The following is a 23835-nucleotide window of genomic DNA, read 5'->3' as shown; positions in this document are numbered from 1 at the left end:
GGGAGGGGTCCACGACCTGTGGACAACTCCCGCGCCGCCCGGCCGCTCTCGGCCATGATCTCCCGATGGTCCTCCGGCTCGATCCCCGCTTCCCCCTCGTCTGGCGCTCCGCGACCGCGATGCAGGTCGGACTCGACCACCCGCGGGTCGTGCTGGAGGGCGTCGGCTACGCCGAGGAGCTGCTGGTGCACGCGCTGCGGGTGGGCACCAGCGCGGGCACGGCGCGGCTGATCGCGACGCGCGCCGGCGCCTCGGACGCGCGCGTCGACGAGCTGCTCGCCACGCTGCGCCCGGTGCTGCTGCGGAGCATCGACCCGGATCCGCCCGCGCCGCCGCGGGTGGTCGTCGAGGGCGTCGGCTCGGCGGCCGACGCCCTGCGCAGCCTGCTCCGCGGCGAGGGCTGCGAGCTGGTCGGCGAGGATGCGGTGCCCGCTCTCGCGGTGCTCGTCGCCGACTACGCCGTCGCTCCGGCGCGCGCCGCGCACTGGCTCTCGAGCGACGTGCCGCATCTGGCCGTGGTCTTCGGCGACGAGGCGGTCCGCATCGGCCCCCTCGTCGAGCCGGGCGGCGGGCCCTGCCTGCACTGCGCCTACCGCGACCGGATCGACCTCGACCCGGAGTGGCCGCGGCTGGTGATCCAGGTCCTCGGCACCACCGCATCGACGCGCACCGCCCTCTCCAGTGCCGCGATCGCGGTCGCGGCGGCCGACGCGGCGCTCCGGCGGCTGCACGCCGGCTGGACCGGGCTGCGCAGTGTCGAGCGCACCTACTCCGACGCCTCCGGTGCGTTCAGCGAGCGGCGGCTGGAGCCGCACCGCGGGTGCGCGTGCCGATCTCTGCAAGGAAGCGCGACGGCTCCCGCCGCGTGACCCGGCCCACGGTGGACTGCGACCAGGAGAGCCGCAGCCGCTGACGCGCGCGGGTGATGCCGACGTAGAGCAGCCGGCGCTCCTCGTCGATCGCCTCGAGGCCGCTCGCGTAGGAGATCGGCAGCAGGCCCTCGGTCAGGCCCATCAGGTGCACCGACTCCCACTCGAGTCCCTTGGCGGAGTGGAAGGTCGCGAGCGTGACGGCCGCGCGGTCCGGCTCGTGATGCACCTGCTGGCGGGCGAGGAGGTCGTCGGTGAACTGCTTGAACGTCCAGCCGGCGGGCGCCTCGTCGACCAGCCGGGCGAGGGTGTCCAGCGACTCCCAGCGCTCGCGCACGGCGCCCGGTGCCGACGGCGGCTCGGCGCTCCACCCGAGCGAGCGGAGGACGTCGCTGACCGACTTGAACAGCGGCTCGCCCGAGATGGAGACCGAGGCCGCGCGCAGCTGCATCACCGCCTGCTTCACCTCCGGCAGGTCGAAGAAGCGCTTGCCGCCGCGCAGGTGCGCCGCGACGCCGCGCTCGTGCAGCGCGCGCTCGAGGATCGCCGACTGCGAGTTGGTGCGGAAGAGGATCGCGATGGCGGAGGGGCGCACGCCCGCCTCGATGTCGGCGGCGACGCGGGCCGCCACTCCCCTGGCCTCCGCGACGTCGTCGGGGTAGGCGTCGATCGCCGGCTCCGGGGCCTCCGCGGCGGCGGCGGGGGCGCTCGCGACCGAGTGCAGCACGAGGGCGCCGGGCCGGCCGCGCATCAGCCGGTTCGCGGTCTGCACGATCGGCGGTGCCGAGCGGTAGTTCTCCTCGAGGCGGACGACCGTCGCGGCCGGCCAGCGCGAGCCGAAGTCGAGCAGGTAGTCGGCGCGGGCGCCGGCGAAGGAGTAGATGGTCTGGCTCGCGTCGCCGACCACGCAGAGGTCGCTGCGGTCACCGAGCCAGAGCTCGAGCAGCCGCTGCTGGAGCGGGTTCACGTCCTGGTACTCGTCGACGACGAAGAAGCGGTACTGCTCCCGGACCTGCATCGCCATCGCCGGCTCGGACTCGAGCATCCCCGCGGTGACCAGGAGGACGTCCTCGAAGTCGATCTGCCGGCGCTGGTCCTTCAGCCCCTCGTACTCGTCGACCATCGCGACGGTCTGCTCGAGGGTGAGCCGTCCGGGCAGCGCACGGGTCCGCGCGGCCACCGCGTACTGCTCGAGCGAGAGGGCGGACACCTTCCGCCACTCGATCTCGGCGGAGAGGTCGCGCAGGGTCGCGGTGTCCAGCTTCAGCCGGAGCCGCTCCGCCGCGTGGCCGAGCAGCCGCGCCTTGCCGTCGAGCAGCTGCGGCATCGTGCCGCCTACCAGCTGCGGCCAGAAGAAGCCGAGCTGCGAGAGCGCGGCGGCGTGGAACGTCCGGGCCATGACGCCGCCCGCCCCCAGGACGCGGAGCCGGGAGCGCAGCTCGGCGGCGGAGCGGCTGGTGAAGGTCAGCGCCATCACGCGGGCCGGCGTGTAGACGCCGGTCGCGACGCCGTGCGCGATCCGATGGGTGATGGTCCGCGTCTTGCCGGTGCCCGCGCCGGCCAGGACGCAGACCGGGCCGAGCAGCGCCTCCGCCGCCTCGCGCTGCCCCTCGTCGAGTCCGTCGAGCAGGGTCACGCGACGATGGGGCCGTTCTCGAGCGCTCCCCCGTACCAGTCCTCGATCATCGCGCGGGCGATCGACGAGCGGCCGGGCAGCAGCACCGACTCGAGCGAGTCGTGCAGCTGCTGGCGGGTGAACCAGCGCAGCGCGACGATCTCCTCGCCGTCCGGGAGCAGGTCGGCGGGGGCCTGGTCCTCGGCGAGGCGGGCGGTGAAGCCGATCATCAGCGAGGCGGGGAACGGCCAGGGCTGCGAGCCGAGGTACTGCGGGTCGACGACGCGCATCCCGGACTCCTCGAAGATCTCGCGGACGACCGCCGCCTCGAGCGACTCCCCCGGCTCGACGAAGCCGGCCAGCAGCGAGAAGCGGCCGGTGCCCCACATCGCGTTCGAGCCGAGCAGCAGGCGGTCGTCGGCGTCGAGGACGCAGACGATGATCGCCGGGTCGGTGCGCGGGAAGACCTGGCTGCCGTCGGCGGGCGAGCGGCGGACCCAGCCGCCCTGCTCGATCACGGTGGCCTCGCCGTTGCGCGGCGAGAAGCCGTGCGAAGCGTGCCAGTTGACCATCGCGAGCGCCTCGGTGAACAGGCCGGCGTCGCGGTCGCTGAGGTGCTCGGCCAAGGTGCGCAGGGCGCCCCAGGCGGCGTCGTCGGGCTCGAGGGCGCTCGCCTGCTCGTCCGTGAGCACGGCGGCGACGACGGGAGTGCCGGCGGGCTCGCCCTCGGCGTCGACGGTGGTGCGACCGAGGTAGAGGCGGAGGGCGCCGGCCGGCACATCGGCCGCGGGGCGCAGGGCGAGGCGCTCGCCGTCGACCAGGGCGCGGTCGCCGCGGAGCAGCACGACCCGGGTGGCCGCGTCGGCGTCGAGCTCGTCGAAGAGCTCGGGACGCGCGCGGGCGAGGTAGTCCCGGTCGACCGCCTGACGGGCGAGCGGGAGGCGGTCGGAGAAGGACGGGATCATGCGGGCTCATTTCGAAGCGGTGCCGGGGGGACGGCCGGTGCGGGGCCGAGGAGGTGGCGGGCCGGGCGGCCGGGAGGAGCGCGGCTCCTCGACGGCATCGGCTGGTCAGCGCGTGGCGACCGGCCGGTCGGGTGCCCGGCGACCTACCCTGGTGAGCATGGCCAGATCCCATCTCACTCTAGCCGCGCTGGCCACTTCGGCCGTCGAGGGCCTCGACGTCCGGACCGCGCGCGAATTCACGCACTCGACGCACGGGGACTTCGACTCCGCTCTGCTGACCACGCGCGACGGCGCCCGCCTGGTGGTGCGCGTGCCGACCTCGCCGCTGGCCGAGCAGGAGCAGCTCGGCGACCTCGTCGCCCTGCGCGCGCTCACCGCCGGCATCCGCAGCCGCCTGCCGTTCGATCTGCAGGAGAGCATCGGGCAGACGCCGTTCGACGGCACCCGCGGCGTCGTCTACGGGTACCTCGAGGGCGACCGCGTGCTGATCGACGACGTCGAGGCCTCCAGCGGTCTCGCGGACTCGGTCGGGCGCGCGATCGGCGCGATCCACTCGCTGCCGGCGTCGTTCGTGCAGGAGGCGGGGCTGCCCGTCGCCTCGGCTCGCGACAGCGTCAACGAGACGGTCGCCGTCATCGAGCGCGCCGCCGACACCGGCCACGTGCCCGCCGCGCTCGTCGCGCGCTGGGAGTCGGCCTCCTCCGACGAGGCGCTCTGGCAGTTCGACCCCACGGTCGTGAACGGCTCGATGACCTCCGACTCCTTCCTCCGCTCGGGCGACTCCGTCAGCGCCGTGCTCGGCTGGGCGGCGCTGCGGGTGGGCGACCCGGCCCGCGATCTGCACTGGCTGCTCAGCGCCCCGGGGGCCGGCACGGCGTTCGCCGCGTACTCGCGGATGCGCGCCGGCGCGGTCGACCGCACCCTCCGCCGGCGCGCTCAGCTCTACGCCGAGCTCGAGCTGGCCCGCTGGCTGCTGCACGGTACCGAGACCGAGGACTCGGCGATCGTCGACGACGCGGTCGGGATGCTCGACCTCCTGGTCGACAGCGTCCTCGGCGATCTGTCCGCGCCGCTGTCCACCGACACCGGACCGGTGCTCGAGGTCTCCGAGGTCGAGGAGCTGCTGAACCGCACGCCCGGCGCGCGGACCGGCTCCTCCGCTCACGGCCGCGGGCTCGCCCCCGTCGCCGAGGAGAGCGACTCCGAGAGCTCGCGCTCCGAGTAGAAGCGCTCGGGCCGCAGCACGAGGTCGTCGGCGACGAAGTAGAACACCGCGTCGACGCTCTCGAGCGGCACGCCCTTCCAGCGCGAGTAGGCGAGGCGGTACAGCGCGAGCTGGAACTGCTTGAGCTCGAGGTCGGCCGCGTCCTTCGGGGCGCGGCCGGTCTTCCAGTCCACGATCTGGAAGCCGTCCTCCGTCCGGTAGACCGCGTCGAGCTTGCAGACGACGACGTGCCCGGCCAGCTGGAGGTGGATCTCGATCTCGACCGCCTCGGGACGGCGGTCGGCCCACTCCGAGCGCTCGAACGTCTCGATCAGACGGGCGAGCTGCTCGCCCTCCGCTCCGGCCGCGGTCGCCCCGCCGTCGTCGAGCTCGTCCGGGAAGGTGTCCACCGACTCCGCCTCGCCCTGGATGCCGAAGCGGTTCTCCACCCAGGAGTGGAACGTGGTGCCGAGCCGGGTCTGCCGGTACGGCCGCTCGGGCATCGGCCGGCGCAGCTGCGCGACGACCTCGGCGGGCGTGCTGACGATGTCCTTGAACCGCGAGGCCGGGATGCGGGTCGGCAGGCCGACGCGCTCGCCGCCCGCGAGGCGCACGGCGCGCTCGGCGAGCAGCAGCCGGATGTCCGCTCCGCGGGCGCCGAGCAGCGCCGGCTCGGCGACCCGCACACGCTCGGCCGCCGCGCGCACCCGGTCGCCGCGGGCGCCGAGCGGGTCGTGCGGCCAGTGGAAGGTGCGCGGCGCCTGCTCGAGCGGGTTCTCGAGGTTCGACGGCTCGACCGGCAGCTCCGGGAGGGTGCGTGCCTCGGCGAGGTCGCGGAGGAAGACGCCGGGTCCGCGCGGCTTCGCCTGCCCGGCCCACCAGGAGCCGCTCAGCAGCAGGTGGTGCCGGGCCCGGGTGACCGCGACGTAGGCGAGCCGGCGCTCCTCGGACTCGTTGCGCTCGCGCAGGGTGTCGCCGAAGTCGGCGATCGCGTCGACGACCTCCTTCTGCGTCGCGCAGCCGCGCCAGGCGAGGTCCGGCAGCTCGGCGGCGTCGCCGCGGAAGGCGTAGGGCATCGCGCCGAGGCGCACCCAGCCGCGGAAGCCCTCGACCGGAGTGCCGGGCAGCTCGCCGTCGACCATCCGCGGCACGGCGACCAGGTCCCACTCCAGGCCCTTCGAGCCGTGGATCGTCAGCAGCTGGACGGTGCCGGGCTCCGGGTCCTCGGGCCGAGGCGCGAGGCCGTCGCGCTTGTCCGCCAGCACGAGCCAGCGGAGGAAGCCGTGGAGCGACGAGCCGGTGCCCGCGCCGCGGTCGTCGGTCTGCAGGTAGCCGGACACCGCCTCGCGGAACGCCTCGAGGTTGGCGCGGCCGTCGCTGCGCGACTCGTTGGCCTCCACCTCGATGTCGAGGCCGAGCTCCTGCTCGACCAGCGTGACGAAGTCGAGGAGGTCCAGGCCGGCCCGGGCTCGGAGGCGCGCGAAGAGCGTGCCGGCGTCGTGCAGGCGGCGCAGGCCCTCCTCGCTGAACGAGGACAGCGCGGAGTGGTCGAGCCGGCCGTCCTCGCCGGGGCGTCGCGAGGCGATGAAGTCGAGGGCCTCGATGATCGAGCCGCCCTCGCCCTCGGTGACCGAGGCGCGCATCCGCTCGCGCACCTCCTCGGGCAGCAGCCGGTGCGCGTGGTCGCGCGAGGCGAGCCAGGAGGCGAGATCGCGGAGCGCGCGCAGGTCGCGGACGCCGAGGCGCCAGCGCGCGCCGGCCAGGAGGCGGACCAGCTCGCTGCCCGCCGCCGGGTCCTCCACCACGGTCAGCGCGGCGACGAGGTCGGCGATCTCGGGCTGCCGCAGCAGGCCGCCGATGCCGAGGATGTGGTACCGGACGCCGTGCCGGGAGAGCGCGGCGGCGAAGCGGTCCATGTGCGCGCGGACGCGGAAGAGCGCCGCGGCCGACGGCGGCGCCTCCCCGCGCTCGGCGTTCTCGGCGAGGCGGCCGGCGAACCAGCGCGCGACGTCGTCGGCCTCGTCCTCGATCGTCTCGGGGAAGGTGAGCTCGACGGCGTGGTCGGACGCGCCCGGCCCGGCGGCGAGGCGGTCGACCGGGACGGCGCTGCCCGCGGTCAGCGGCGCGACGACGGCGTTCGCCGCGGCCAGCACCCCGTGGCCGTTCCGCCAGCTGGTCGACAGCGAGAACCGGGCCGCGGAGCCGAAGTCGAGGGCGAAGCGGCCGAGGCCCTCCGCGCTCGCGCCGCGCCAGCCGTAGATCGACTGGTGCGGGTCGCCCACGGCCATCACGCCCTGCTCGGCGAAGAGCCGGGCGAGCAGGCGGGTCTGCAGCACGGAAGTGTCCTGGTACTCGTCGAGCAGCACGACCCGGTAGCGGGCGCGGTGCTCGTCGACGACGCGCGGCACGCGCTCGATGATCCGCAGCGCCAGCGCCACCTGGTCCGAGAACTCGACGAAGCCGCGCTCGGCCTTCGCCTCCTGGAACCGCTCGGCGAGCGCCGTCAGCACCGGCAGCGCGCCGACGGCCTGCAGCGCCTTCTCGAGCTCGCGGTAGAGACCGGAGCCGCTGGAGCCGCGGGGCAGCTCGTCGAGGCGGAGGAAGTCCTCCGCGAAGCCGGCCACCTCGGCCGGGTCGGCGAGGTTGTCGGCGAGGTCGTGCGCGAGCGCGACGGTGAGGTCGGTCAGGCGGTCGATGCTCGCCTCGACCTCGAGGATGCGCGGGTCGGCGGTGTCGGCGACGACCCCACGCGCCAGGTGCCAGGCGGAGGCCTCCGAGAGCACGGTCGCGTCGCCCTCGCGCCCGATCAGCGCGGCGTTGTCGCGGAAGATCGTGTTCGCGAAGGCGTTATAGGTGGAGACGGTGGCGGCCTCGAACGGGTCGGGCTCGGTCTGGCCCTCGCGCAGCGGCAGCAGGCCCGCGGCTCCCAGCTGGTCGATGCGGCGGCCGATCCGCTCGCCGAGCTCGGCGGCGGCCTTGCGGGTGAAGGTGAGGCCGAGGACCTCGGAGGGAGCGGCGAGCCCGTTGGCGAGCAGCCAGAGCACGCGGTTCGCCATCGTCTCGGTCTTGCCGCTGCCGGCGCCCGCGACGACGAGGGCCGGGGCGAGCGGCGCCTCGATGACGGCGCGCTGCTCGACGGTGGGCGGGCGGAGGTCGAGGGCCTCGGCGATGGTCAGGGCGTCGATCACGGGCGGGGCCCTTCCTCGGGGGTCGCGGCGGAGTCGGGAGCGGGGTCGGCGGCCCGAGCGGGGTCGGCAGCGGGATCGGAGTCGGCGGCGGGATCCGGGTCGGCGGCGTCCAGGGACGAGTCCTCGGGCACCGCAGTCTCCTCCTCGTCCGTCTCGACCTCGTCGAGCGCCAGCCGGCCGTCCCCCGAGACCTCCGGCACAGCATGGATCCGGTACCGCAGGGCGTCGCCCGGGGAGAAGGGGACAGCGTCGAGCAGCCCCGAGAAGCCGGCCGAGGCCATCCCCCGCGCGGCGGCGCGGACCCGCTCGCGCAGCGCCTCGAGCTCCTCCTCGCCGAAGCGGGGCTGGACCACCTCGCGGTAGAGCGACCCGCGGACGCCCTTCGCGACGAAGAGCAGCTTCGCGCCGCCGCCCTCGTCCGCACCGGCCGCCTCGATCGCGCCGCTCGCGACGGCGAGCTGGTAGCTGCCGAGCTGCGCGTGCTCGGCGATGTCGGCCTGGCGCGGAGTGCTCCGGCCGGTCTTGAGGTCGACGATGACGACCGAGCCGTCCGGCGCGCGCTCGACCCGGTCGATCGAGCCGCGGATCCGGGCGGGCGGCACGTCGATCTCGAACTGCTGCTCGCGGCCGAGCACCGCTCCCCCGCCCCGCTCGAAGTCGGCGAGGTACGCCGCGAGGCCCTCGACCAGGCGCCGGGTCACCCGCAGCTGCCGCTCGCCGAGCCAGGGCGACTCGAAGACCAGCTCGGGCCAGCGCGACTCCAGCTCGGCCCAGAGCGCCTCCGGCTCGGTGCTCGCCGCGTTCTCGAGCACCCAGTGCACGAGCGTGCCGACCCCCATCGCGGTGCTCGTGGTCGAGCCCGACACGGCGTCGACGAACCAGTCGAGCGGCGAGCGCTCGAACGCCTCGAGCCGGCTGGGCGAGACCGAGACGGGCCGCTCGGGATCGTCGAGGTCGAAGAGCGGCTCGGTGGTGGACGGCTCGAGGACGCCGTACCAGGAGGCCGGGTCGGCACCCGGCACCTCGGCCAGCGTGAGTGCGCGCAGCCCCCGGATCGCGCCAGGTGCCTCGGCCGAGTTCGGCGTCGTCGCGGTCCGGCGGAGCCCCGCGACCGCCCCGCGCAGGGTCAGCGGCACGGCCGAGGCCGCGTCGAGCCGGGGCGCGTCGGGCGGCGTGAGCCGGAAGAAGAGGGACGGCGTCTCGTCCTCGCCCGCGACGGCGCTGAGCACGAGCTGGCGGCGGGCCCGGGAGGCGGCGAGCGCGAACATCCGCAGCTCGTCGTCGAGGGTGGCCTTCCGGCTGTCGAGCGGCAGGTCGCCCTCGCCGCGCGCGTGCCGGATCAGCCCGTCGGGGTCGAGCAGCGAGCCGCGCTGGCGCAGGTTCGGCCAGACGCCGTCCTGCAGCCGCGCGACCACGACCACGTCGAACTCGAGGCCGACGACGGAGGAGGGCGTGCCGATCAGCACCGCGTCCTCGACCGAGCGCGGCGCGAGCGTGTCCTCCGGCACCTCCGCCTCGAGGATCTCGGTGACGAAGCCGATCGCCGAGTGACCGGGCGCCCGCTCGACGAAGCGCCGCGCCGCGCTGAAGAGCGCGACGACGCCGTCGAGGTTGCGGTTCGCCTCGGCCGCGGTGAGACCGGTGCCGAGCGCCAGCTCGCGCCAGGAGGACGCGACGCGGCTCGACTCCCAGGCCGACCAGAGCAGCTCCTCGATCGAGCCCTGCTCGGCGTGCAGCCGGCGGACCCGGTCGATCGTGACGGCGAGGCGCTCGGCCTGGCGCGCCGGGCCGGAGTCGATCGTGGCGAACCGTCCCGGCGCCTCCAGAGCCTCCACCAGCAGCGGATCGCTCGCGCGGATGCCCCCGCCCGCGAGCTCCTCCGCGCGCAGAGCGAGCCGCAGCCGCCGCAGGCCGAGCCGGTCGACCCCGCCGAACGGGCCCAGCAGCAACTCCGCCGCCAGCTCCGCGTCCAGCGGCCGCTCGCCGACCGCGACGCCGATCAGCACGAGCAGCGCCCGGGCGGCGTGATCGTCGCGCAGGGCACGGCCGGCCAGCACGGAGCGCGTGGGCACCTCGGCGACGGCGAGCGCCTTCAGCAGCGGCTGCACGGCCGCGCCGGAGCGGACGACGACGGCCATCCGGCGCCACGGCACGTCGTCCCGGAGCCGCCGCTCGCGCAGCAGTCGCGCCACCGTCGCCGCCTCGCGCGCCGCCGTCGGGGCGTGCAGCACCAGCAGCGGGGTGGGCGCCCCCTCCTCGTCGGCGGGGGCCTCGGCCGCGCGCTGGCGCCCGGCCGCCGCGGTCCCGATCCGCTGGGTGGCCGCGGAGACGAGGGCCCGCAGGGCCGCACCGTGCCGGTGCACGCGGCCGAGGACCAGCGTCTCGGCGTCGCGCACGCCGATCGCCGGGCCGAAGCGGCCCAGGGTGTCGGAGGCGGCGCCGCGGTAGGCGCTCGTCGCGACGTCCGGGTCGCCGAACGCGAGCACGGTGACGCCGCGCGCGGCGACGGCTCGCAGCAGCACGACCGTCGACTCGCTCGCCTCCTGCATGTCGTCGACGACGACGAGGCGGAGCGCCCGGATCCGCTCGCCCCCGCCGCCGTCGCGGATCGTCTCGGCCGCGAAGGCCGCGAACTCGGCGGCGTCGAGCTTCGTCCCCGCCTGCGGGGCCATCCAGTCGACGACGTCGCGGAACTCCTCGAGCACGGCGGCGGCGGCCGACCACTCGCCGCGGTCCGCGCCCACGGCGAGCCGGCGGATCGCGGCGGTGTCGAGGCCGTGCTCGGTGGCCCGCATCCCGAACTCGCGCAGCTCGGTGCGGAAGGTGCGCAGCCGCAGCACCTCGGGGCTGAACTCGTCGGGCCAGCGCGGCCCGGTGCCCTCCTCGAGGTGCCCCTCGAGCAGCTCGGAGAGGATGACGTCCTGCTCGCCGCCGGTGAGGAGGGTCGGCCGGTCGATCCCGAGCTCCTTGGCGGCGGCGGTCACGGCCTCGAAGGCCAGCGAGGTGGCGGTCCGCGCCAGCGGCCCCCGCGTCGGGACGCCGAGCCGCAGCGCGAGCACGTCGCGCAGTGCCGTCGCGGCCGTGCGGCTGGCGGCGAGCACGGCGATCGATTCCGGCTCGTACCCGCGCTCGAGCACGCGCTCGGCGACGAGCTCGACGATAGTGCGGGTCTTGCCCGAGCCGGGGGCGCCGAGCACCGCGGCGCTGCGGCCGTCCGGCAGGGCGAGGACGGCGCGCTGCGACGCGTCGAGGACGAGCCCCTCGCCGGCCGAGCCGTCGCGAGCGGGAGCCTCGTCGGAGGCGGGTGCCGGGGTTCGAGGAGCGCTCACGCGACCACGCTAACGAAGACCGCCGACACTGCCGCGCGCCCTCGGGCGGCCCCTCCCGAGCCGGGTCCGCTCAGCGCGAAACCGGCGTCGGCCGCGCCGCCCGGTCCCGTATCCTGACAGCCACGTCCCCTCCCGAAAGGCACTGCTGGTGGAAATCCGTATCGGAATCGTCAACACCCCGCGCGAGCTCAACTTCGAGTCCTCGCTGTCCGTGGCCGAGGTCGAGAAGACGGTGACCACCGCGCTCGAGGCGGGCGCCAAGGTCCTCCGCCTGCGCGACGAGAAGGGCAAGATCTACATCGTCCCCACCGAGACCATCGCCTTCGTCGAGGTCGGCTCCGAGGAGTCGCGCCGCGTCGGCTTCGTCGCCTAGCCCCTCCCGCACGGTCACGTCGTGGAGCTCCTCTTCATCACGCTCGGCGGGATCCTCCTGGGCCTCGCCGCCCGCTACGGGCTGCCGCACCGGCACCTGCACGGGTCGGTGCTGATCCCCGCGCTCGGCGGTGTCGTCGCCGCCGTCGTGTGGGTCGCGCTGACCTGGGCCGGTCTGCCCTGGGACGGCGGACTGATCTGGATCCTCGCGCTCGGCCTCGCGGCCGTCGCGGTCCTCGCGGCCGACGTCGCGCTGGGCCGGGCGCGCACCCGCCGCGACGACGCCGCCCTCGAGGCGATGCTCGCCGGCCGGGTCGCCCCGGACCGCGTCGCTCCCTGAGCGCCGCCCACCACCACGCGAAGGCGCGGGAGTCCCGGACTCCCGCGCCTTCGTCGTTCCCGGGTCCGCCGCCTCAGGCGGGCAGGGCCCCGACCGGGGTCGTCGCGGCGAGCGCCTCCGCCACCGCCGCGCGGATCGGCTCCACGATCGGCAGCATCCCGGCGAACTCCGCGGCCAGCCGCTCGGCCGCCGCGCTGAGCGGCCCGCCGCCGATGATCACCGCCTCCGCCCCGGCTGCCTGCGCCCGCAGCACCGCGGCGTGCAGCTCGCCGTGCATTCGGTCCGGGTCCTCGAGCTCCTCCGCCGGCGACGCCGTGAGGAAGCAGCCCGCGTAGGCGCCGAGGCCCCCCGCATCCGCGACGAGCGCCCGGAGCACCGGCTCGAGCCGACCGGTCGTCGTCGCGATCGCGAACCGCCGGCCGCCCGCGCTCGCCGCGCGCACGGCCGCGGCTCCGATGCCCACGACCGGCAGCCCCGTGGCCTCCGCCGCCTCGGCGGCACCCGGATCGCCGAACGCGGCGACCACGATCGCGTCGGGCGCGTGCAGCAGCACCGCGCGTCGAGCCGCGGTCACCACGTGCGCCGCCGCGGCGGAGAGAGCGGAGGGCGTCGTGATGATCGAGGGCCCCTGCGCCACCGTCTCCCCCACGATCCGGACGTCCTCCCCGCGCACCGCGTCGCGGGCGACCGCGACGAGGAGCCGGGTGGTCGCGACCGAGGTGTTCGGATTCACGACGACGACCGTGCGCTGCACGCTCAGTCCTCCGCCATCGGGCGGCCGACGGTCTCGCGCGGGAACTGCACGGCGATCGCGCAGATCGCGAACAGCCCGGCGAGGAGGGCGAACATCCCGCCGACCCCCGAGGCGTCGAGCACGGCGCCGGCGAGGAGCGGGAACAGTCCGCCGGAGAGCGAGCCGAGGGCGAGGATCACCGAGGTGCCGAGGCCGCGGATCCGCGTGGGGTACTGCTCCGGAGCGAACAGCCAGATGGTGGTGTTGAGCACGATCACCGAGAAGTTGAAGAGGAAGCCGAAGACGAGCACCAGTGCCACGGTGGTGCCGAGGAAGCCGAAGCCGAGACCGGCGCCGATCCCGAGCAGGGCCGCGACCGTGAGCGTGAGCTTGCGCGGCAGCCGACGGGCGGCGAGCGCCGCGACCAGCGCTCCGACGAGGGAGCCCGACTGCATCACGAGGGTATACCAGAGCGCACTGGTGATGTCGAAGCCGCGGGAGGTGAGGATCAGCGGGATCAGGGTGAGCATCGAGATCTGCGCGGCGTAGGACATGCAGACCGCGACGCCCAGGGCGATCGTGGTGCGGCGGTGGCGTCGACCGAAGAGCTCGGTCCAGCGCGGGGTGCTCGCGGCGGCCACGGGTCGGTCGGCGGCACCGCCCAGGTAGTCGACCTCGTCGGTCACGGGCCGGTGCAGCCGGCCCTGCGCGAGCCGGTTGATGACGGTGTTCGCCTCGGCGACGCGACCGCGGGCGGCGAGGTAGCGGGGAGTCTCCGGCAGCGCGCGCCGGTAGACCACGACCGCGAGGGCGGGGATCACCAGGATCCCGAAGAGCCAGCGCCAGCGGTCGTCGCCGGTGAAGACCGAGAAGACGATGACGCCGAAGAGCGGGGCGAGCATGTTGCCGAGTCCGGCCGCGGCGACGTTGATCAAGCCGACGGCGGTGCCGCGGTGCTTGGCGGAGAAGAACTCGGCGAGCATGATGACCGCCGTCGCGATCTCGCCGCCGAGGCCGAGGCCGACCAGGAAGCGCGCCGCGACCAGGATCTCGTAGCTGGGCGCGAAGGCGCAGAGCAGCGAGCCGACGGCGAAGATCATCAGGTTCGCGCCGAGGAGGGTGCGCCGCCCGATCCGGTCCATCACCACTCCGGCGAGGACCCGGCCGAGCGCGACCGCCGTGAAGGTCGCCGTGTTGAGCAGGCCGATCTGCGCGCCGGCGAGTCCCCAGTCGGCGGCGAGGATCGGGCCGGCGACGCCGACCGTGTTCTGCTCGATCGCGTCGAAGAAGACGCCGAAGAGGATCATCGCGACGATGCCCAGGTGGGCGCTCGTGACTCCGATGCGCGAGTAGGCGGCCTCGATGCGGTCGCCCATCGTCGTGGCGGGGGGCGGGTTCGTGACGGTGCTCATGGGGCGGGTCCTTCCGGCGGAGTGGCAAGGGAGGCGCTCGGTATACCGAGGCACGTCGATCACGGTAGATCCGATCCGGCGCCAGGGTGTTTCGGGCAGATGAAGACGGCGTTACGAGGGCCGACGGGCTTCTCCTACGCCGCCCGCTACCCTTCGAGGACGGAGAACGGGTAGACCGACAGGAGCGCCGATGCCGACGAAGAGTCCCGCGCAGACGATGTCGCAGCGGGTGTACGAGGAGCTGCGCGCGCGCATCCTCGACGGCCGGCTGCCCGCGGGCGAGCCGATCCGCGAGCGCGATCTCGCCACCGAGCTCGCCGTCTCGCGCGTCCCGATCCGCGAGGCGCTGCCCTGGCTCGAGCTGGCCGGCCTGGTCACGGTGCGCCCGCGCAGCACCGCCGTCGTCTCGATCGTCCGGCGGCGCGACGTCGAGGAGCTCTACGACATCCGCTCGGCACTCGAGCCGCTCGTGGCCCGCAAGGCCGCGGAGGCGGTGGCCCGCGGCGCCGACGCCTCGGCCCTGACCGCCGTCGTCGCCGACGCGAGCGCCGCCCTCGCCGCCGGCGACCTCGCGCGCTTCCACTCCGAGAGCGGCCGCATCCACGGCGCGATCGAGGCGATCGCGGGCAACCGGCTCCTGATCACCACGATGCAGCCGCTCGACGAGCGCAGCAACCGTCTCAACATCGCCAACATCCAGGCCGAGCCGGGCGTCCGGCACGACGAGCACGTGCGGCTCGCGGAGGCGATCGCCGCCGGCGACGCCCCGCTCGCCGTCTCCGTCGCCCACGCCCACGTCGAGTGGGGCCGCGCCCGCACCGTCGCCACCCTGGCCCACGTCCCCGGCTTCATCGACGACTGACGCGGCGGCCGGACCCTGCTGTGGAGGTGCACGCGCAGCAGCCAGATCATGCTGATCGAGTAGCCCGCGGAGCGGGCGTATCGAGATCCACCACCGTCAGCAGGACGACTCTGCTGACCCGCCCTGCTGATGACGGAGGGTCTCGCTACGCCCCTCCGGGGCTACTCGACCAGCATGAGGCGCGGCACAGGCCGAGCTCCGGCACGCGGATCTCCCTCGGGCACGCGGGAACCGGCGAATCCCGCGAGCCGGAGGCGTAGGAGCCCCGGCCCCCACTCGCGCCGGGGCCTCAGGCCGTCAGGCCGAGCGCGTCCATCCGTCGGGTGTGCGAGGCGATGAGCTCGGTGAAGACCGGCTCGATCCTCGACTTGTCCGAGTCCGGGTTGCCCGAGCCCATCAGCGCCGAGCGCGCGACGAGGAGCGTGTCGCCGACCAGGCGGCGGCCCCAGACCGCGAGCCGGGAACCGAGGCGCTCGTCCGCGGCGATCTCGCGGCGGAGGATCGCGACCAGGCCGTCGACGCCGGTGTCGGCACCGAGCGTCTGCGCCATCCGCGGGCCGACGTCGTTCGGCAGCCCGCCGGTGAGCCGGATGAAGAAGTCGTCGAGCAGTCCGGCGGTGATGTAGGCCGACAGCAGCGTCTCGTGCAGGTCGGCGCCGCGGGTGAGGTGCTCGAAGGTGTCGATGGCCGGCCGGAACGGTGCCATGGCCTCGCTCGGCTCGACGTCGCGCCGGCGCAGCTCGGCGACGACCGCGTGGTGCTTCGCCAGCGCGGTGCCGGCGGCGGCCGAGATCGCCTCCTTGTCGGCGAGGTCGTCCGTGCCCGCCACCCCGCGGGCCAGCGCCTCGAAGACGGCGAGCTGGAGATAGGCCACCTGCCCGAGGTAGGGCAGCAGCTGGGGGCTCAGGTCGGCCAGATCGACGCGATCGCGCTTGCTCGTCGACTCTCCGCGCGGGGTCAGTCGGGGGGCTTCGCCGAGCGGACGTCGACGTCGGAACCAGGCTGCCATCCGATCAGTGTAGAGCGCGCGCCGCCCGCGGTTCCGGGCCCGAGGACCCCTGTGGCGGTAGACTCGCCGGGATGTCACCGGCGCTGGATCGGTGACCCTGCGCCCGAGTCGTACAGGGGCGTGGACCGTTCGACACGACAGGCGCTTCACTCCGTGACTTTCTCCGACCTCAAGATCGACGACGACATCGTCGCCGCACTCGCCGCCAAGGGCATCCTCGAGCCGTTCCCGATCCAGGAGCAGACCATCCCGCTGGCCCTGCAGAAGCAGGACATCATCGGGCAGGCCAAGACCGGCACCGGCAAGACCTTCGGCTTCGGCCTCCCCCTCATCCAGGCCCTCGGCAACGACCCCCAGCCCGGCGTCAAGGCACTGATCGTGGTGCCGACCCGCGAGCTGGCCGTGCAGGTCACCGAGGACATCGAGCTCGCCGCCTCGAACCGGCCGACCAAGATCGTCTCGATCTACGGCGGCAAGGCCTACGAGGGTCAGATCGAGCAGCTCAAGGCCGGCGCGCAGATCGTCGTCGGCACCCCGGGCCGCCTGCTCGACCTCGCCGGTCAGCGCCTGCTCTCGCTCGCGAGCGTGCAGACGATGGTCCTCGACGAGGCCGACAAGATGCTCGACCTCGGCTTCCTCTCGGACATCGAGAAGCTCTTCGCGCAGACCCCGGCCACCCGCCACACCATGCTCTTCTCGGCGACGATGCCCGGCGCGATCGTCGCCCTCGCCCGCCGCTTCATGAACAAGCCGATCCACATCCGGGCGACGGACCCCGACGAGGGCATCACGCAGGCGAACATCAAGCACATCGTCTACCGGGCGCACTCGCTCGACAAGGACGAGGTCATCGCCCGCATCCTGCAGGCCGAGGGCCGCGGCAAGACCGTCATCTTCACCCGCACCAAGCGCGCGGCCGCCCGCATCGTCGAGGAGCTCAACGACCGGGGCTTCAACGCCGCCGCCGTGCACGGCGACCTCAACCAGGAGCAGCGCGAGCGCGCGATGGCCGCGTTCAAGGCCGGCAAGAAGGACATCCTGATCGCGACCGACGTCGCCGCCCGCGGCATCGACGTCAACGACGTCACCCACGTGATCAACCACACGATCCCGGACGACGACCAGACCTACCTGCACCGCGTCGGCCGCACCGGCCGCGCCGGCAAGACCGGCATCGCCGTCACCTTCGTCGACTGGGAGGACCTGCACAAGTGGGCCCTCATCAACCGCGCGCTCGAGTTCGGCCAGCCCGACCCGGTCGAGACCTACTCCTCGTCGCCGCACCTCTACGAGGACCTCGCGATCCCCGTCGGGACGAAGGGCCGGCTGAAGCCGACCCCGATCCCCGCCGAGGCGAAGGCGGACGCCCGCCCCGACCGTGCTCCCCGTCAGCGCGAGCCGCGGGAGCCGCGCGAGGGCGGCCGCGAGCCGCGCCGCCGCAGCCGCGGTGATGCCGCCGAGACCGCTCCCGCCGCGACCGAGGGCGAGCCGGTGCAGACCGGCCAGGCCCCCTCGAGCGAGAGCAAGGAGCACCACGACGGCAACAGCGAGCCCCGCCGCCGCACCCGCCAGCGCCGCCGCAGCCCCCGCCCGGACGGCTCGGCGTAGCAGCCGCTTCATGGTGGTCGAGTAGCTCCGCAGGAGCGTATCGAGACCCGGCCTCGAGCAGCGCAAGCTTCTGACGCCGGTGGATCTCGATACGCCCGCTCCGCGGGCTACTCGATCAGCATGGAGGACCGCTCCGCGGGCTGATCGACCGGCGTGAGAAGCATGCTGGTCGAGTAGCCGCGCAGCGGCGTATCGAGACCCGCCCCGCCGCGCCGTCGTCTCGGCTCAGCCCGCCCGCGCCGCCCGGCGGATCGCGTCGACGGTCGCGCGCTCCGTCGTGTTCTCGCCGAGCCGGTTCGGCTTGCCGGTGCCGTGGTAGTCGCTCGACCCGGTCGTGACGAGGGAGTACCGCGCGGCCAGCTCGCGCAGCCGCCGCTTGCCCGCGGCGGTGTTCTCCCGGTGCTCGACCTCGAGGCCGAAGAGCCCCGCGTCGACCAGCTCCGGCAGCATCGACTCGATCGCGATGCCGCGGGTACTCGTGGCGGGGTGCGCGATCACGGGCACGCCGCCCGCGGCCCGCACGAGCCGCACCGCCTCGACCGGATCCGGGGCGTAGTGCGGCTGGAAGTAGCCCCCGCGCCAGTCGAGGATCCCCGCGAACGCCGCCGAGCGGTCGGTCGCGAGCCCGCGGGCGACCAGGGCGTCGGCGATGTGCGGCCGCCCGATCGTGGTGCCGGGGCTGGTCTGCGCCAGCACGTCGTCCCAGGTGAGGTCGTAGTCGGCCGCGATCGCCGCGACGATGGCCTGCGCGCGATGCGAGCGCTCCGAGCGGATCCGCGAGGTCTCGGCCACGAGGCCGGGGTCCTCCGGATCGGGGAGGTACGCGAGCACGTGCACGCTCGCCCAGCCGACCCTCGAGGAGAGCTCCATCCCGGGGAGCAGATCGATGCCCGCCTCCTCGGCCGCGGTGATCGCCGCCGCCCAGCCGCGGGTGGTGTCGTGATCGGTCAGCGCGACGCCGCCGAGACCTGCCGCAGCGGCCGCGCGGACGAGAACCTCGGGCGGCTCGGTGCCGTCGGAGACGAGCGAATGGGTGTGGAGGTCGTACCCGCCTCCGGGGACATGCATCCGGCCATCGTAGACGCGCGTCCTGCGGACTCCCCGGGACCGATGCCCTAGCCTGGGCCGGGATGGGGACACGACTGGTCAAGTTCGCGGTGGCGCTCGCAGTGGCGATCGTACTGCTGGTGGTCGCGGCACCCGGCTTCTTCGGCCTCGCCGGTCAGACGCCCTTCGCGCAGCTGGTCTCGTTCCGCGCCGCCACCGCCCTGGCCGCGGTCGCCGGAGCCGTCGTCCTCGTCGTCGTCGCGGTGCTCGTCGAGCCCGTGCGCCGGCTCGCCCTCGTCCTCGGCGCCCTCGGGGTCGCCCTCGCGCTCGTGCTCGGCGGCCTGCAGGCGGTCCGCGGCAACGACTCCGCCCCGCCCCGCGCGCACCGCCTCGGCGATCTGCGCGTCCTGAGCTGGAACCTCCTGCACGACGGCGTCCCCGCGGAAACCGTCGCCGCGCTCGCGAACGCGAACGCCGCCGACGCGGTCGCGCTGCTCGAGGTGTCCCAGGAGCGCGCCCAGCAGGTGGTCGACGTGCTCGCCGCCGCCGGCCGGCCGATGACCCTCCACCTCGTCGCGGGCTCCGGTCCCAGCGACGGCACCGCCCTCCTCCTCTCTCCCACCCTCGGCGGCTACTCGGTCGACGCCGCGAGCACGCCGACCGCGACCAGCGCGTCCCTCGTGGCCCGCCCCGACACCCCGGACCGCCCGGTGATAGCCGCCGTGCACACCACCGCTCCGCTGCCCGCTCAGGCGACCGAGTGGCGCAGCGACCTGGCCAGGCTCGCCGACCTCTGCACCGCCGAGGAGGACCTCGTCGTCCTGGGCGACCTCAACTCCACGCTCGACCACTGGTCCGCTCTCCCCGGCGACTCCGACCTCGGCGGCTGCGCGGACGCCGGCCGGCTCGCGAACGCCGCGGCGGTCGGCAGCTGGCCGACGAGCCTCCCGCCGGCCCTCGCCGCCCCGATCGACCACGTGCTGTTCTCCGGTCGCTGGGACGTCTCCGGCTTCGACGTGCTCAACGACCAGGACGACGCCGGCAGCGACCACCGCCCGGTGATCGCACAGCTCTCGGTCCGCGGGATGGTCAAGGAGTCGTCCTGACCGCTGCCCCGGCCGCCTGACCCCGCCCCCGGTCGCCGTGTCAGGCGCAGGGAGGAGAATGGCGGCATGACGAACACGGACGAGCAGACCACCACCGCCGCACCGGAGACCGTCGCCGCCGCCCCCGCGCCGCGCGCGACCACGAACCGCTCCACGACCCCCGGCTCCGACCGGTTCCGCGACTTCATCGCGTCCGGCTGGGCCGAGCGCGAGGACGCTCTCCCCGAGCCGCGCGAGCAGGCCGCCTTCGCCGCGCGCCGCCGCGAGCGCCTCTCGGCCCTGCACACCGGCGTCCGGCTGATCGTGCCGGCCGGGCGGCTGAAACAGCGCGCCAACGACACCGACTACCCCTTCCGCGCGCACTCCGCCTTCACCTGGCTGACCGGCTGGGGCTCGGACTCGGAGCCCGGCGCCGTGCTCGTGCTCGAGCCCGCGGGCGAGGGCCACACCGCGACGCTCTACTTCCGCGAGCGCGCCGGCCGCGACTCCGACGAGTTCTACGCCAACTCCGAGATCGGCGAGTTCTGGATCGGCCCGCGCCCCTCGCTCGCGCAGGTCGCGGCCGACCTCGGACTCGAGACCCGGGGCATCGCGGAGCTCGACGCCGTCCTGGACGCCGGCGATGCGCCGGTCGCGGTCCTCCGCGAGGCGGACCCCGTGGTCACCGCGCGCGTGACCGCGCAGTCGCCCGGCGCGGAGACCCGGGCCGACGAGCGCGACACCGCCCTCGAGCGCGACCTCTCCGAGCTGCGCCTGGTCAAGGACGAGTACGAGATCGCCGAGCTGCGCGCCGCCGTCGACGCCACCGCCCGCGGCTTCGAGGACGTCCTCGCCGACCTGCCCCGCATCGTCCGGCACGAGCGCGGCGAGCGCCTGATCGAGGGCGTCTTCAACGGCCGTGCCCGCGCCGACGGCAACGCGGTCGGCTACGACACCATCGCCGCCGCCGGCGCGCACGCCTGCATCCTGCACTGGACCCGCAACGACGGGCCGGTGCGCCCCGGCGACCTGGTGCTCCTCGACGCCGGCGTGGAGCAGGAGAGCTACTACACCGCCGATATCACCCGCACCTTCCCCGTCGACGGCCGCTACACGGAGGCGCAGCGCCGCGTGCACGAGACGGTGCGGGAGGCGGCCGACGCCGCGTTCGCGATCGTCCGGCCCGGTATCCGCTTCCGCGAGGTGCACGCCGCCGCGATGGCCGTCATCGCCCGGCGCACCGCCGAGTGGGGCCTGCTGCCGGTGAGCGCCGAGGAGGCGCTCGAGGCCGACAACCAGCAGCACCGCCGCTACATGGTGCACGGCACCAGCCACCACCTGGGCCTCGACGTGCACGACTGCGCGAAGGCCCGCCGCGAGATGTACCTGGACGGGATCGTCGAGGCCGGCATGGTCTTCACGATCGAGCCGGGGCTCTACTTCCAGCCCGACGACCTCACCGTGCCCGCCGAGCTGCGCGGCATCGGCGTCCGGATCGAGGACGACGTCCTCGTGACCGCCGACGGCGCCGAGAACCTGTCGGCCGGCATCCCCCGCTCCGCCGACGACATCGAGGCGTGGATGGCGCGGCTGGCCGGCTGAGGCCCTACCCGGACGGATCCGGGTCGGCGTCGGCGTCGCTCAGGCGGCGACGGCCTCGACCGGGTTCTGCCGGGCAACGGCGCGCGCGAGCCCCTCGAGCAGGACGGCGAGCTGCCCGGCGGGGGCCGCCGGATCCTCGGGGTGCCACTGCACGCCGACGATCGGCGCGTCCCGGTGCTCCAGCGCCTCGACGACGCCGTCCTCCGCCCGGGCGACGACCCGGAGGCCGGGAGCGAGCGCGTCGACCGCCTGGTGGTGCGCGCTCTGCACGGCGAGCGCCTCCGCGCCGAAGAGGCCGCCGAGGGTCGAGTCCGCGGCGAGCACCACGTCGTGGCGGTGCATGCGCTCGTGCACCGGTGCATCGGCGTTGAGGTGCGCGGCCTCCGGGCCGAGGTCCGGGACGAGCGTGCCGCCGAGGGCGACGTTGACGATCTGGAGTCCGCGGCAGATGCCGAGCAGCGGGGTGCGGCGGGTCAGCGCCCGGCGCACCAGCGCGATCTGGGCGGCGTCGGCCTGCTCCGCGTGCGGGCCCTCGCCGGCGTAGCCGCGGGCGACGCCGTAGCGCTCGGGGGCGATGTCCTCGCCGCCGGCCAGCACGATCGCGTCGGCGCCGAGCGTGCGCTCGAGCAGCCGCGCGGTGCCGAGGTCCTCCGCCGCGAAGCGCTCCGCCTCCCAGCCGAGCTCGCGGGCGAGGCCCAGGATGCGGCCGTTGAGCATCTGCACGTAGGCGTGGTACTCGTCGCGTCCGGGGCGTGCCGAGGCGACTTCGACGATGGCGAGCGTTCCTGGCATGCCTCCATCCTGGGCGGGGTCGCGCGGCGGGTCGAGCCGCGACGACACGGTCGGTAACACAGGGCCCGTACGATCACGGAGTGACCTCGCCGCCCCCGTCCCTCCCCGAGCGGCTGCACCGCTCCCGGGCCGATGTCTCCGTCCTCGCCGGCACCACCTCGGAGCGCCAGGTGCGCCCGCTCCGCGAGGCGATCGAGGCGGCCGGCGAGCGCGACGACGCCGCCGCGGCTGCGATGCTCGACGCCGTCGAGGCGCAGACGGCGCTGCTCGAGCGCGCCGAGACCCAGCTGAGCGCGCTGGAGCGCTCGGTGCGGGACGACCTCGACCGCGCAGCCACCCTGACCGGCGTCCGGACCGCCGCGCAGCTCGCCTCCGCCGCCGACGTCGCGACCGCCTGCGCCGCCGCGACCGGCCTGCTGCTCAGCGCCGACGACGCGCGCGCCTCGGACGTCCGCCACGACCCCTCCGCCGTGCTCGCCCTGCTGCTGGAGGCCGACGCCGCGCTGGACGCCGTGGTGGCGGGCTACCGCGAGCCGCGGGCGCAGGCCGAGCGGCAGCTGCTCCTGGTCGAGGGCGCGCGCACGGTCGCCCTGCTCGGGGCCGACGCGGTCGCCCTGCTGGCGGCCGTGCACGGCGAGCGGATCACCGCCGCGCCGCGGATCCTCGCCGAGGAGACCCGCGCCCAGCTGGACGCCGCCCTGCACCTCGCGGCGGCCGATCCCGCCGCAGCGCTCGAGCAGGCGAGGGCGGCCGACGACCGCGCCCGCTCCGCGCTGGACGAGGCGCTGCTCGACCTCGACGGCCCCGAGGCGCCGTCCGCGGATCCGCTCGCGGGCGCGCCAGGCGAGCTCCCCGCGGCCTGATCGGGCGGAGCCTCGGGCCCCGCGAGCCGCGTGCCATAGTGAGAGCCATGGTCTCCTTCCTCGTCGTCCCCCAGTGGCAGGGGTCCGCCTCGACGCGGGCCATGCGCCTCGTCGACGGAGCCGAGGCGATCCGCGGCGATCTGCCCTCCTCCGCCACGGTCGTCGTCGACGTCCCTCCGGAGGCGGGCGACGCGCAGGACACCGGAGTCCGTCGCTACGCGTCCGTCGCCGTGACCGCCGAGCGGGTCCGCGAGGCGCTGGCCGGCCGTCCCGGGCCGATCGTGACGATCGGCGGCGACTGCGGCGTGGAGTTCGCGGCGATCGGGCACGCGGTCCGCTCCTCCCCCGGTCCGGTCGCCCTGGTCTGGCTCGACGCGCACCCCGATGCGAACACGCCGGAGACCTCGCCGAGCGGCGCGTTCTGCGGCATGGTGCTGTCGGCCGTCCTCGGCCGCGGCGTCGGACTGCTCAGCGCGTCCGTCGCGGACCGGATCGCGGACGAGCATGTCGTGCTCGCCGGCGTCCGCGCCTCGGACCCGGGCGAGCTCGAGGGACTGCTCGAGCGCGACGCCACCCACCTCGGCGTCGATGCGCTCGATCCGGAGGCGCTCGTCGCCGCCGTCGAGGCGACCGGTGCCGGCTCGATCTACGTGCACATCGACCTCGACGTCCTCGACCCGGCCGAGGTCGCCGGTCTCTTCGACCCCGTGCCGTTCGGCGTCCCCGCCTCGCGGCTGGTCGAGTGCCTCGCCGCGCTGCGGGCCCGGTTCCCGCTCGCGGGCGCGGGCCTCACCTCGTTCGCGCCCTCCTCGCCGACCGCCGCGGTCGACGACCTGCCGACGATCCTCCGCCTGGTCGGCGCCACGACCCGCGGCGTCTGAGCACTCCGCGGCGTCCGAGCACCGGCCCGCACGCCGTCGGCCTGAGCGGCGACTCCGAA

General features: G+C 74.9%; 19 protein-coding genes. 10 read left to right on the top strand and 9 right to left on the bottom strand.

Features of this window, described 5'->3' with window-relative positions:
* The first annotated feature begins 65 nt into the window (after nucleotides 1-65).
* A complete protein-coding gene (locus tag MT353_RS18160; RefSeq protein WP_243598538.1) occupies nucleotides 66-869 on the top strand; it encodes a hypothetical protein in 804 nt (267 codons plus the stop codon).
* Here the strand turns inward: MT353_RS18160 and MT353_RS18155 are convergent.
* Both MT353_RS18155 and nudC read right to left on the bottom strand, forming a co-directional pair.
* Nucleotides 790-2505, bottom strand: a complete 1716-nt coding sequence (locus MT353_RS18155; protein WP_243616374.1) for an ATP-dependent helicase — start codon at nucleotides 2503-2505, stop codon at nucleotides 790-792. The genes MT353_RS18160 and MT353_RS18155 overlap by 80 nt on opposite strands.
* Nucleotides 2502-3449 carry an NAD(+) diphosphatase gene (gene nudC / locus MT353_RS18150; RefSeq protein ID WP_123705101.1) on the bottom strand — a complete coding sequence of 316 codons (948 nt, stop codon included), beginning with the start codon at nucleotides 3447-3449 and terminating at the stop codon, nucleotides 2502-2504. Before nudC ends, MT353_RS18155 begins: the two co-directional genes overlap by 4 nt.
* A 157-nt stretch (nucleotides 3450-3606) precedes the next feature.
* Between nudC and MT353_RS18145 the strand changes: the two genes are divergently transcribed.
* On the top strand, nucleotides 3607-4674 hold the full coding sequence (locus MT353_RS18145; protein WP_243625517.1) for a phosphotransferase: 1068 nt from the start codon (nucleotides 3607-3609) through the stop codon (nucleotides 4672-4674).
* Here MT353_RS18145 and MT353_RS18140 read toward each other — a convergent pair.
* Both MT353_RS18140 and MT353_RS22055 read right to left on the bottom strand, forming a co-directional pair.
* Nucleotides 4611-7841, bottom strand: coding sequence for a UvrD-helicase domain-containing protein (locus MT353_RS18140; RefSeq protein WP_243625516.1), 3231 nt, complete (start codon nucleotides 7839-7841; stop codon nucleotides 4611-4613). The genes MT353_RS18145 and MT353_RS18140 overlap by 64 nt on opposite strands.
* Nucleotides 7838-11170, bottom strand: a complete 3333-nt coding sequence (locus MT353_RS22055) for an ATP-dependent DNA helicase (protein WP_243625515.1) — start codon at nucleotides 11168-11170, stop codon at nucleotides 7838-7840. The genes MT353_RS18140 and MT353_RS22055 overlap by 4 nt, the downstream gene beginning before the upstream one ends.
* 148 nt (nucleotides 11171-11318) lie before the next feature.
* Here MT353_RS22055 and MT353_RS18130 point away from each other — a divergent pair, with 148 nt between their 5' ends.
* Both MT353_RS18130 and MT353_RS18125 read left to right on the top strand, forming a co-directional pair.
* The gene (locus tag MT353_RS18130) at nucleotides 11319-11543 is read left to right on the top strand and encodes a DUF3107 domain-containing protein (RefSeq protein ID WP_123447586.1); all 225 of its coding nucleotides are present in this window, start codon (nucleotides 11319-11321) and stop codon (nucleotides 11541-11543) included.
* A 21-nt stretch (nucleotides 11544-11564) separates the two neighbouring features.
* Entirely contained in the window at nucleotides 11565-11882 is a 318-nt protein-coding gene (locus tag MT353_RS18125) for a hypothetical protein (protein ID WP_243625514.1), read from the top strand.
* Between the two features lie 73 nt (nucleotides 11883-11955).
* On the opposite strand, the gene MT353_RS18120 is transcribed toward MT353_RS18125, so the two are convergent.
* Together MT353_RS18120 and MT353_RS18115 are read right to left on the bottom strand one after the other, a co-directional pair.
* Nucleotides 11956-12636 (bottom strand): aspartate/glutamate racemase family protein, encoded by a 681-nt coding sequence (locus MT353_RS18120; protein ID WP_243625513.1) that lies wholly within the window; start codon nucleotides 12634-12636, stop codon nucleotides 11956-11958.
* Between the two features lie 2 nt (nucleotides 12637-12638).
* Nucleotides 12639-14027: an MFS transporter gene (locus MT353_RS18115; RefSeq protein ID WP_243625512.1), complete on the bottom strand. Its 1389-nt coding sequence runs from the start codon at nucleotides 14025-14027 to the stop codon at nucleotides 12639-12641.
* Between the two features lie 190 nt (nucleotides 14028-14217).
* Here MT353_RS18115 and MT353_RS18110 point away from each other — a divergent pair, with 190 nt between their 5' ends.
* Nucleotides 14218-14889: a GntR family transcriptional regulator gene (locus MT353_RS18110; protein ID WP_133963120.1), complete on the top strand. Its 672-nt coding sequence runs from the start codon at nucleotides 14218-14220 to the stop codon at nucleotides 14887-14889.
* Between the two features lie 289 nt (nucleotides 14890-15178).
* Here the strand turns inward: MT353_RS18110 and MT353_RS18105 are convergent, their stop codons facing one another.
* The gene (locus tag MT353_RS18105; RefSeq protein ID WP_243625511.1) at nucleotides 15179-15898 is read right to left on the bottom strand and encodes a ferritin-like fold-containing protein; all 720 of its coding nucleotides are present in this window, start codon (nucleotides 15896-15898) and stop codon (nucleotides 15179-15181) included.
* A 153-nt stretch (nucleotides 15899-16051) separates the two neighbouring features.
* Between MT353_RS18105 and MT353_RS18100 the strand changes: the two genes are divergently transcribed.
* A complete protein-coding gene (locus tag MT353_RS18100) occupies nucleotides 16052-17506 on the top strand; it encodes a DEAD/DEAH box helicase (protein ID WP_243625510.1) in 1455 nt (484 codons plus the stop codon).
* Nucleotides 17507-17731: 225 nt separating this feature from the next.
* Here the strand turns inward: MT353_RS18100 and MT353_RS18095 are convergent, their stop codons facing one another.
* Nucleotides 17732-18574, bottom strand: a complete 843-nt coding sequence (locus MT353_RS18095; RefSeq protein WP_243625509.1) for a PHP domain-containing protein — start codon at nucleotides 18572-18574, stop codon at nucleotides 17732-17734.
* A 62-nt stretch (nucleotides 18575-18636) separates the two neighbouring features.
* Here MT353_RS18095 and MT353_RS18090 point away from each other — a divergent pair, with 62 nt between their 5' ends.
* Together MT353_RS18090 and MT353_RS18085 are read left to right on the top strand one after the other, a co-directional pair.
* Nucleotides 18637-19659, top strand: coding sequence for an endonuclease/exonuclease/phosphatase family protein (locus tag MT353_RS18090; protein WP_243582203.1), 1023 nt, complete (start codon nucleotides 18637-18639; stop codon nucleotides 19657-19659).
* A 66-nt stretch (nucleotides 19660-19725) separates the two neighbouring features.
* On the top strand, nucleotides 19726-21240 hold the full coding sequence (locus MT353_RS18085) for an aminopeptidase P family protein (protein ID WP_243625508.1): 1515 nt from the start codon (nucleotides 19726-19728) through the stop codon (nucleotides 21238-21240).
* 39 nt (nucleotides 21241-21279) lie between these two features.
* Here MT353_RS18085 and MT353_RS18080 read toward each other — a convergent pair whose 3' ends face one another.
* Entirely contained in the window at nucleotides 21280-22032 is a 753-nt protein-coding gene (locus MT353_RS18080) for a gamma-glutamyl-gamma-aminobutyrate hydrolase family protein (protein ID WP_243616383.1), read from the bottom strand.
* Between the two features lie 80 nt (nucleotides 22033-22112).
* Here MT353_RS18080 and MT353_RS18075 point away from each other — a divergent pair, with 80 nt between their 5' ends.
* Together MT353_RS18075 and MT353_RS18070 are read left to right on the top strand one after the other, a co-directional pair.
* The gene (locus tag MT353_RS18075; RefSeq protein ID WP_243616384.1) at nucleotides 22113-22895 is read left to right on the top strand and encodes a hypothetical protein; all 783 of its coding nucleotides are present in this window, start codon (nucleotides 22113-22115) and stop codon (nucleotides 22893-22895) included.
* A 47-nt stretch (nucleotides 22896-22942) separates the two neighbouring features.
* Complete coding sequence (locus tag MT353_RS18070) at nucleotides 22943-23776, top strand: arginase family protein (protein ID WP_243625507.1); 834 nt, start codon at nucleotides 22943-22945, stop codon at nucleotides 23774-23776.
* The last annotated feature ends 59 nt before the right edge of the window (nucleotides 23777-23835 follow it).

The organism is Rathayibacter sp. VKM Ac-2927, assembly GCF_022815525.1.
GTDB lineage: Bacteria > Actinomycetota > Actinomycetes > Actinomycetales > Microbacteriaceae > Rathayibacter > Rathayibacter festucae.
The sequence above is the reverse complement of the archived record's forward strand: the minus strand, read 5'-3'. Positions and strand labels throughout refer to the sequence as shown.

What these genes read in the sequence shown, in the direction of transcription:
- MT353_RS18160 (WP_243598538.1), top strand. Translation starts at nt 66, where the DNA reads ATGGTCCTCCGGCTCGATCCCCGCTTCCCCCTCGTCTGGCGCTCCGCG.
- nudC (WP_123705101.1), bottom strand. Translation starts at nt 3,449, where the DNA reads ATGATCCCGTCCTTCTCCGACCGCCTCCCGCTCGCCCGTCAGGCGGTC.
- MT353_RS18145 (WP_243625517.1), top strand. Translation starts at nt 3,607, where the DNA reads ATGGCCAGATCCCATCTCACTCTAGCCGCGCTGGCCACTTCGGCCGTC.
- MT353_RS18115 (WP_243625512.1), bottom strand. Translation starts at nt 14,027, where the DNA reads ATGAGCACCGTCACGAACCCGCCCCCCGCCACGACGATGGGCGACCGC.
- MT353_RS18110 (WP_133963120.1), top strand. Translation starts at nt 14,218, where the DNA reads ATGCCGACGAAGAGTCCCGCGCAGACGATGTCGCAGCGGGTGTACGAG.
- MT353_RS18105 (WP_243625511.1), bottom strand. Translation starts at nt 15,898, where the DNA reads ATGGCAGCCTGGTTCCGACGTCGACGTCCGCTCGGCGAAGCCCCCCGA.
- MT353_RS18095 (WP_243625509.1), bottom strand. Translation starts at nt 18,574, where the DNA reads ATGCATGTCCCCGGAGGCGGGTACGACCTCCACACCCATTCGCTCGTC.
- MT353_RS18090 (WP_243582203.1), top strand. Translation starts at nt 18,637, where the DNA reads ATGGGGACACGACTGGTCAAGTTCGCGGTGGCGCTCGCAGTGGCGATC.
- MT353_RS18085 (WP_243625508.1), top strand. Translation starts at nt 19,726, where the DNA reads ATGACGAACACGGACGAGCAGACCACCACCGCCGCACCGGAGACCGTC.
- MT353_RS18080 (WP_243616383.1), bottom strand. Translation starts at nt 22,032, where the DNA reads ATGCCAGGAACGCTCGCCATCGTCGAAGTCGCCTCGGCACGCCCCGGA.
- MT353_RS18070 (WP_243625507.1), top strand. Translation starts at nt 22,943, where the DNA reads ATGGTCTCCTTCCTCGTCGTCCCCCAGTGGCAGGGGTCCGCCTCGACG.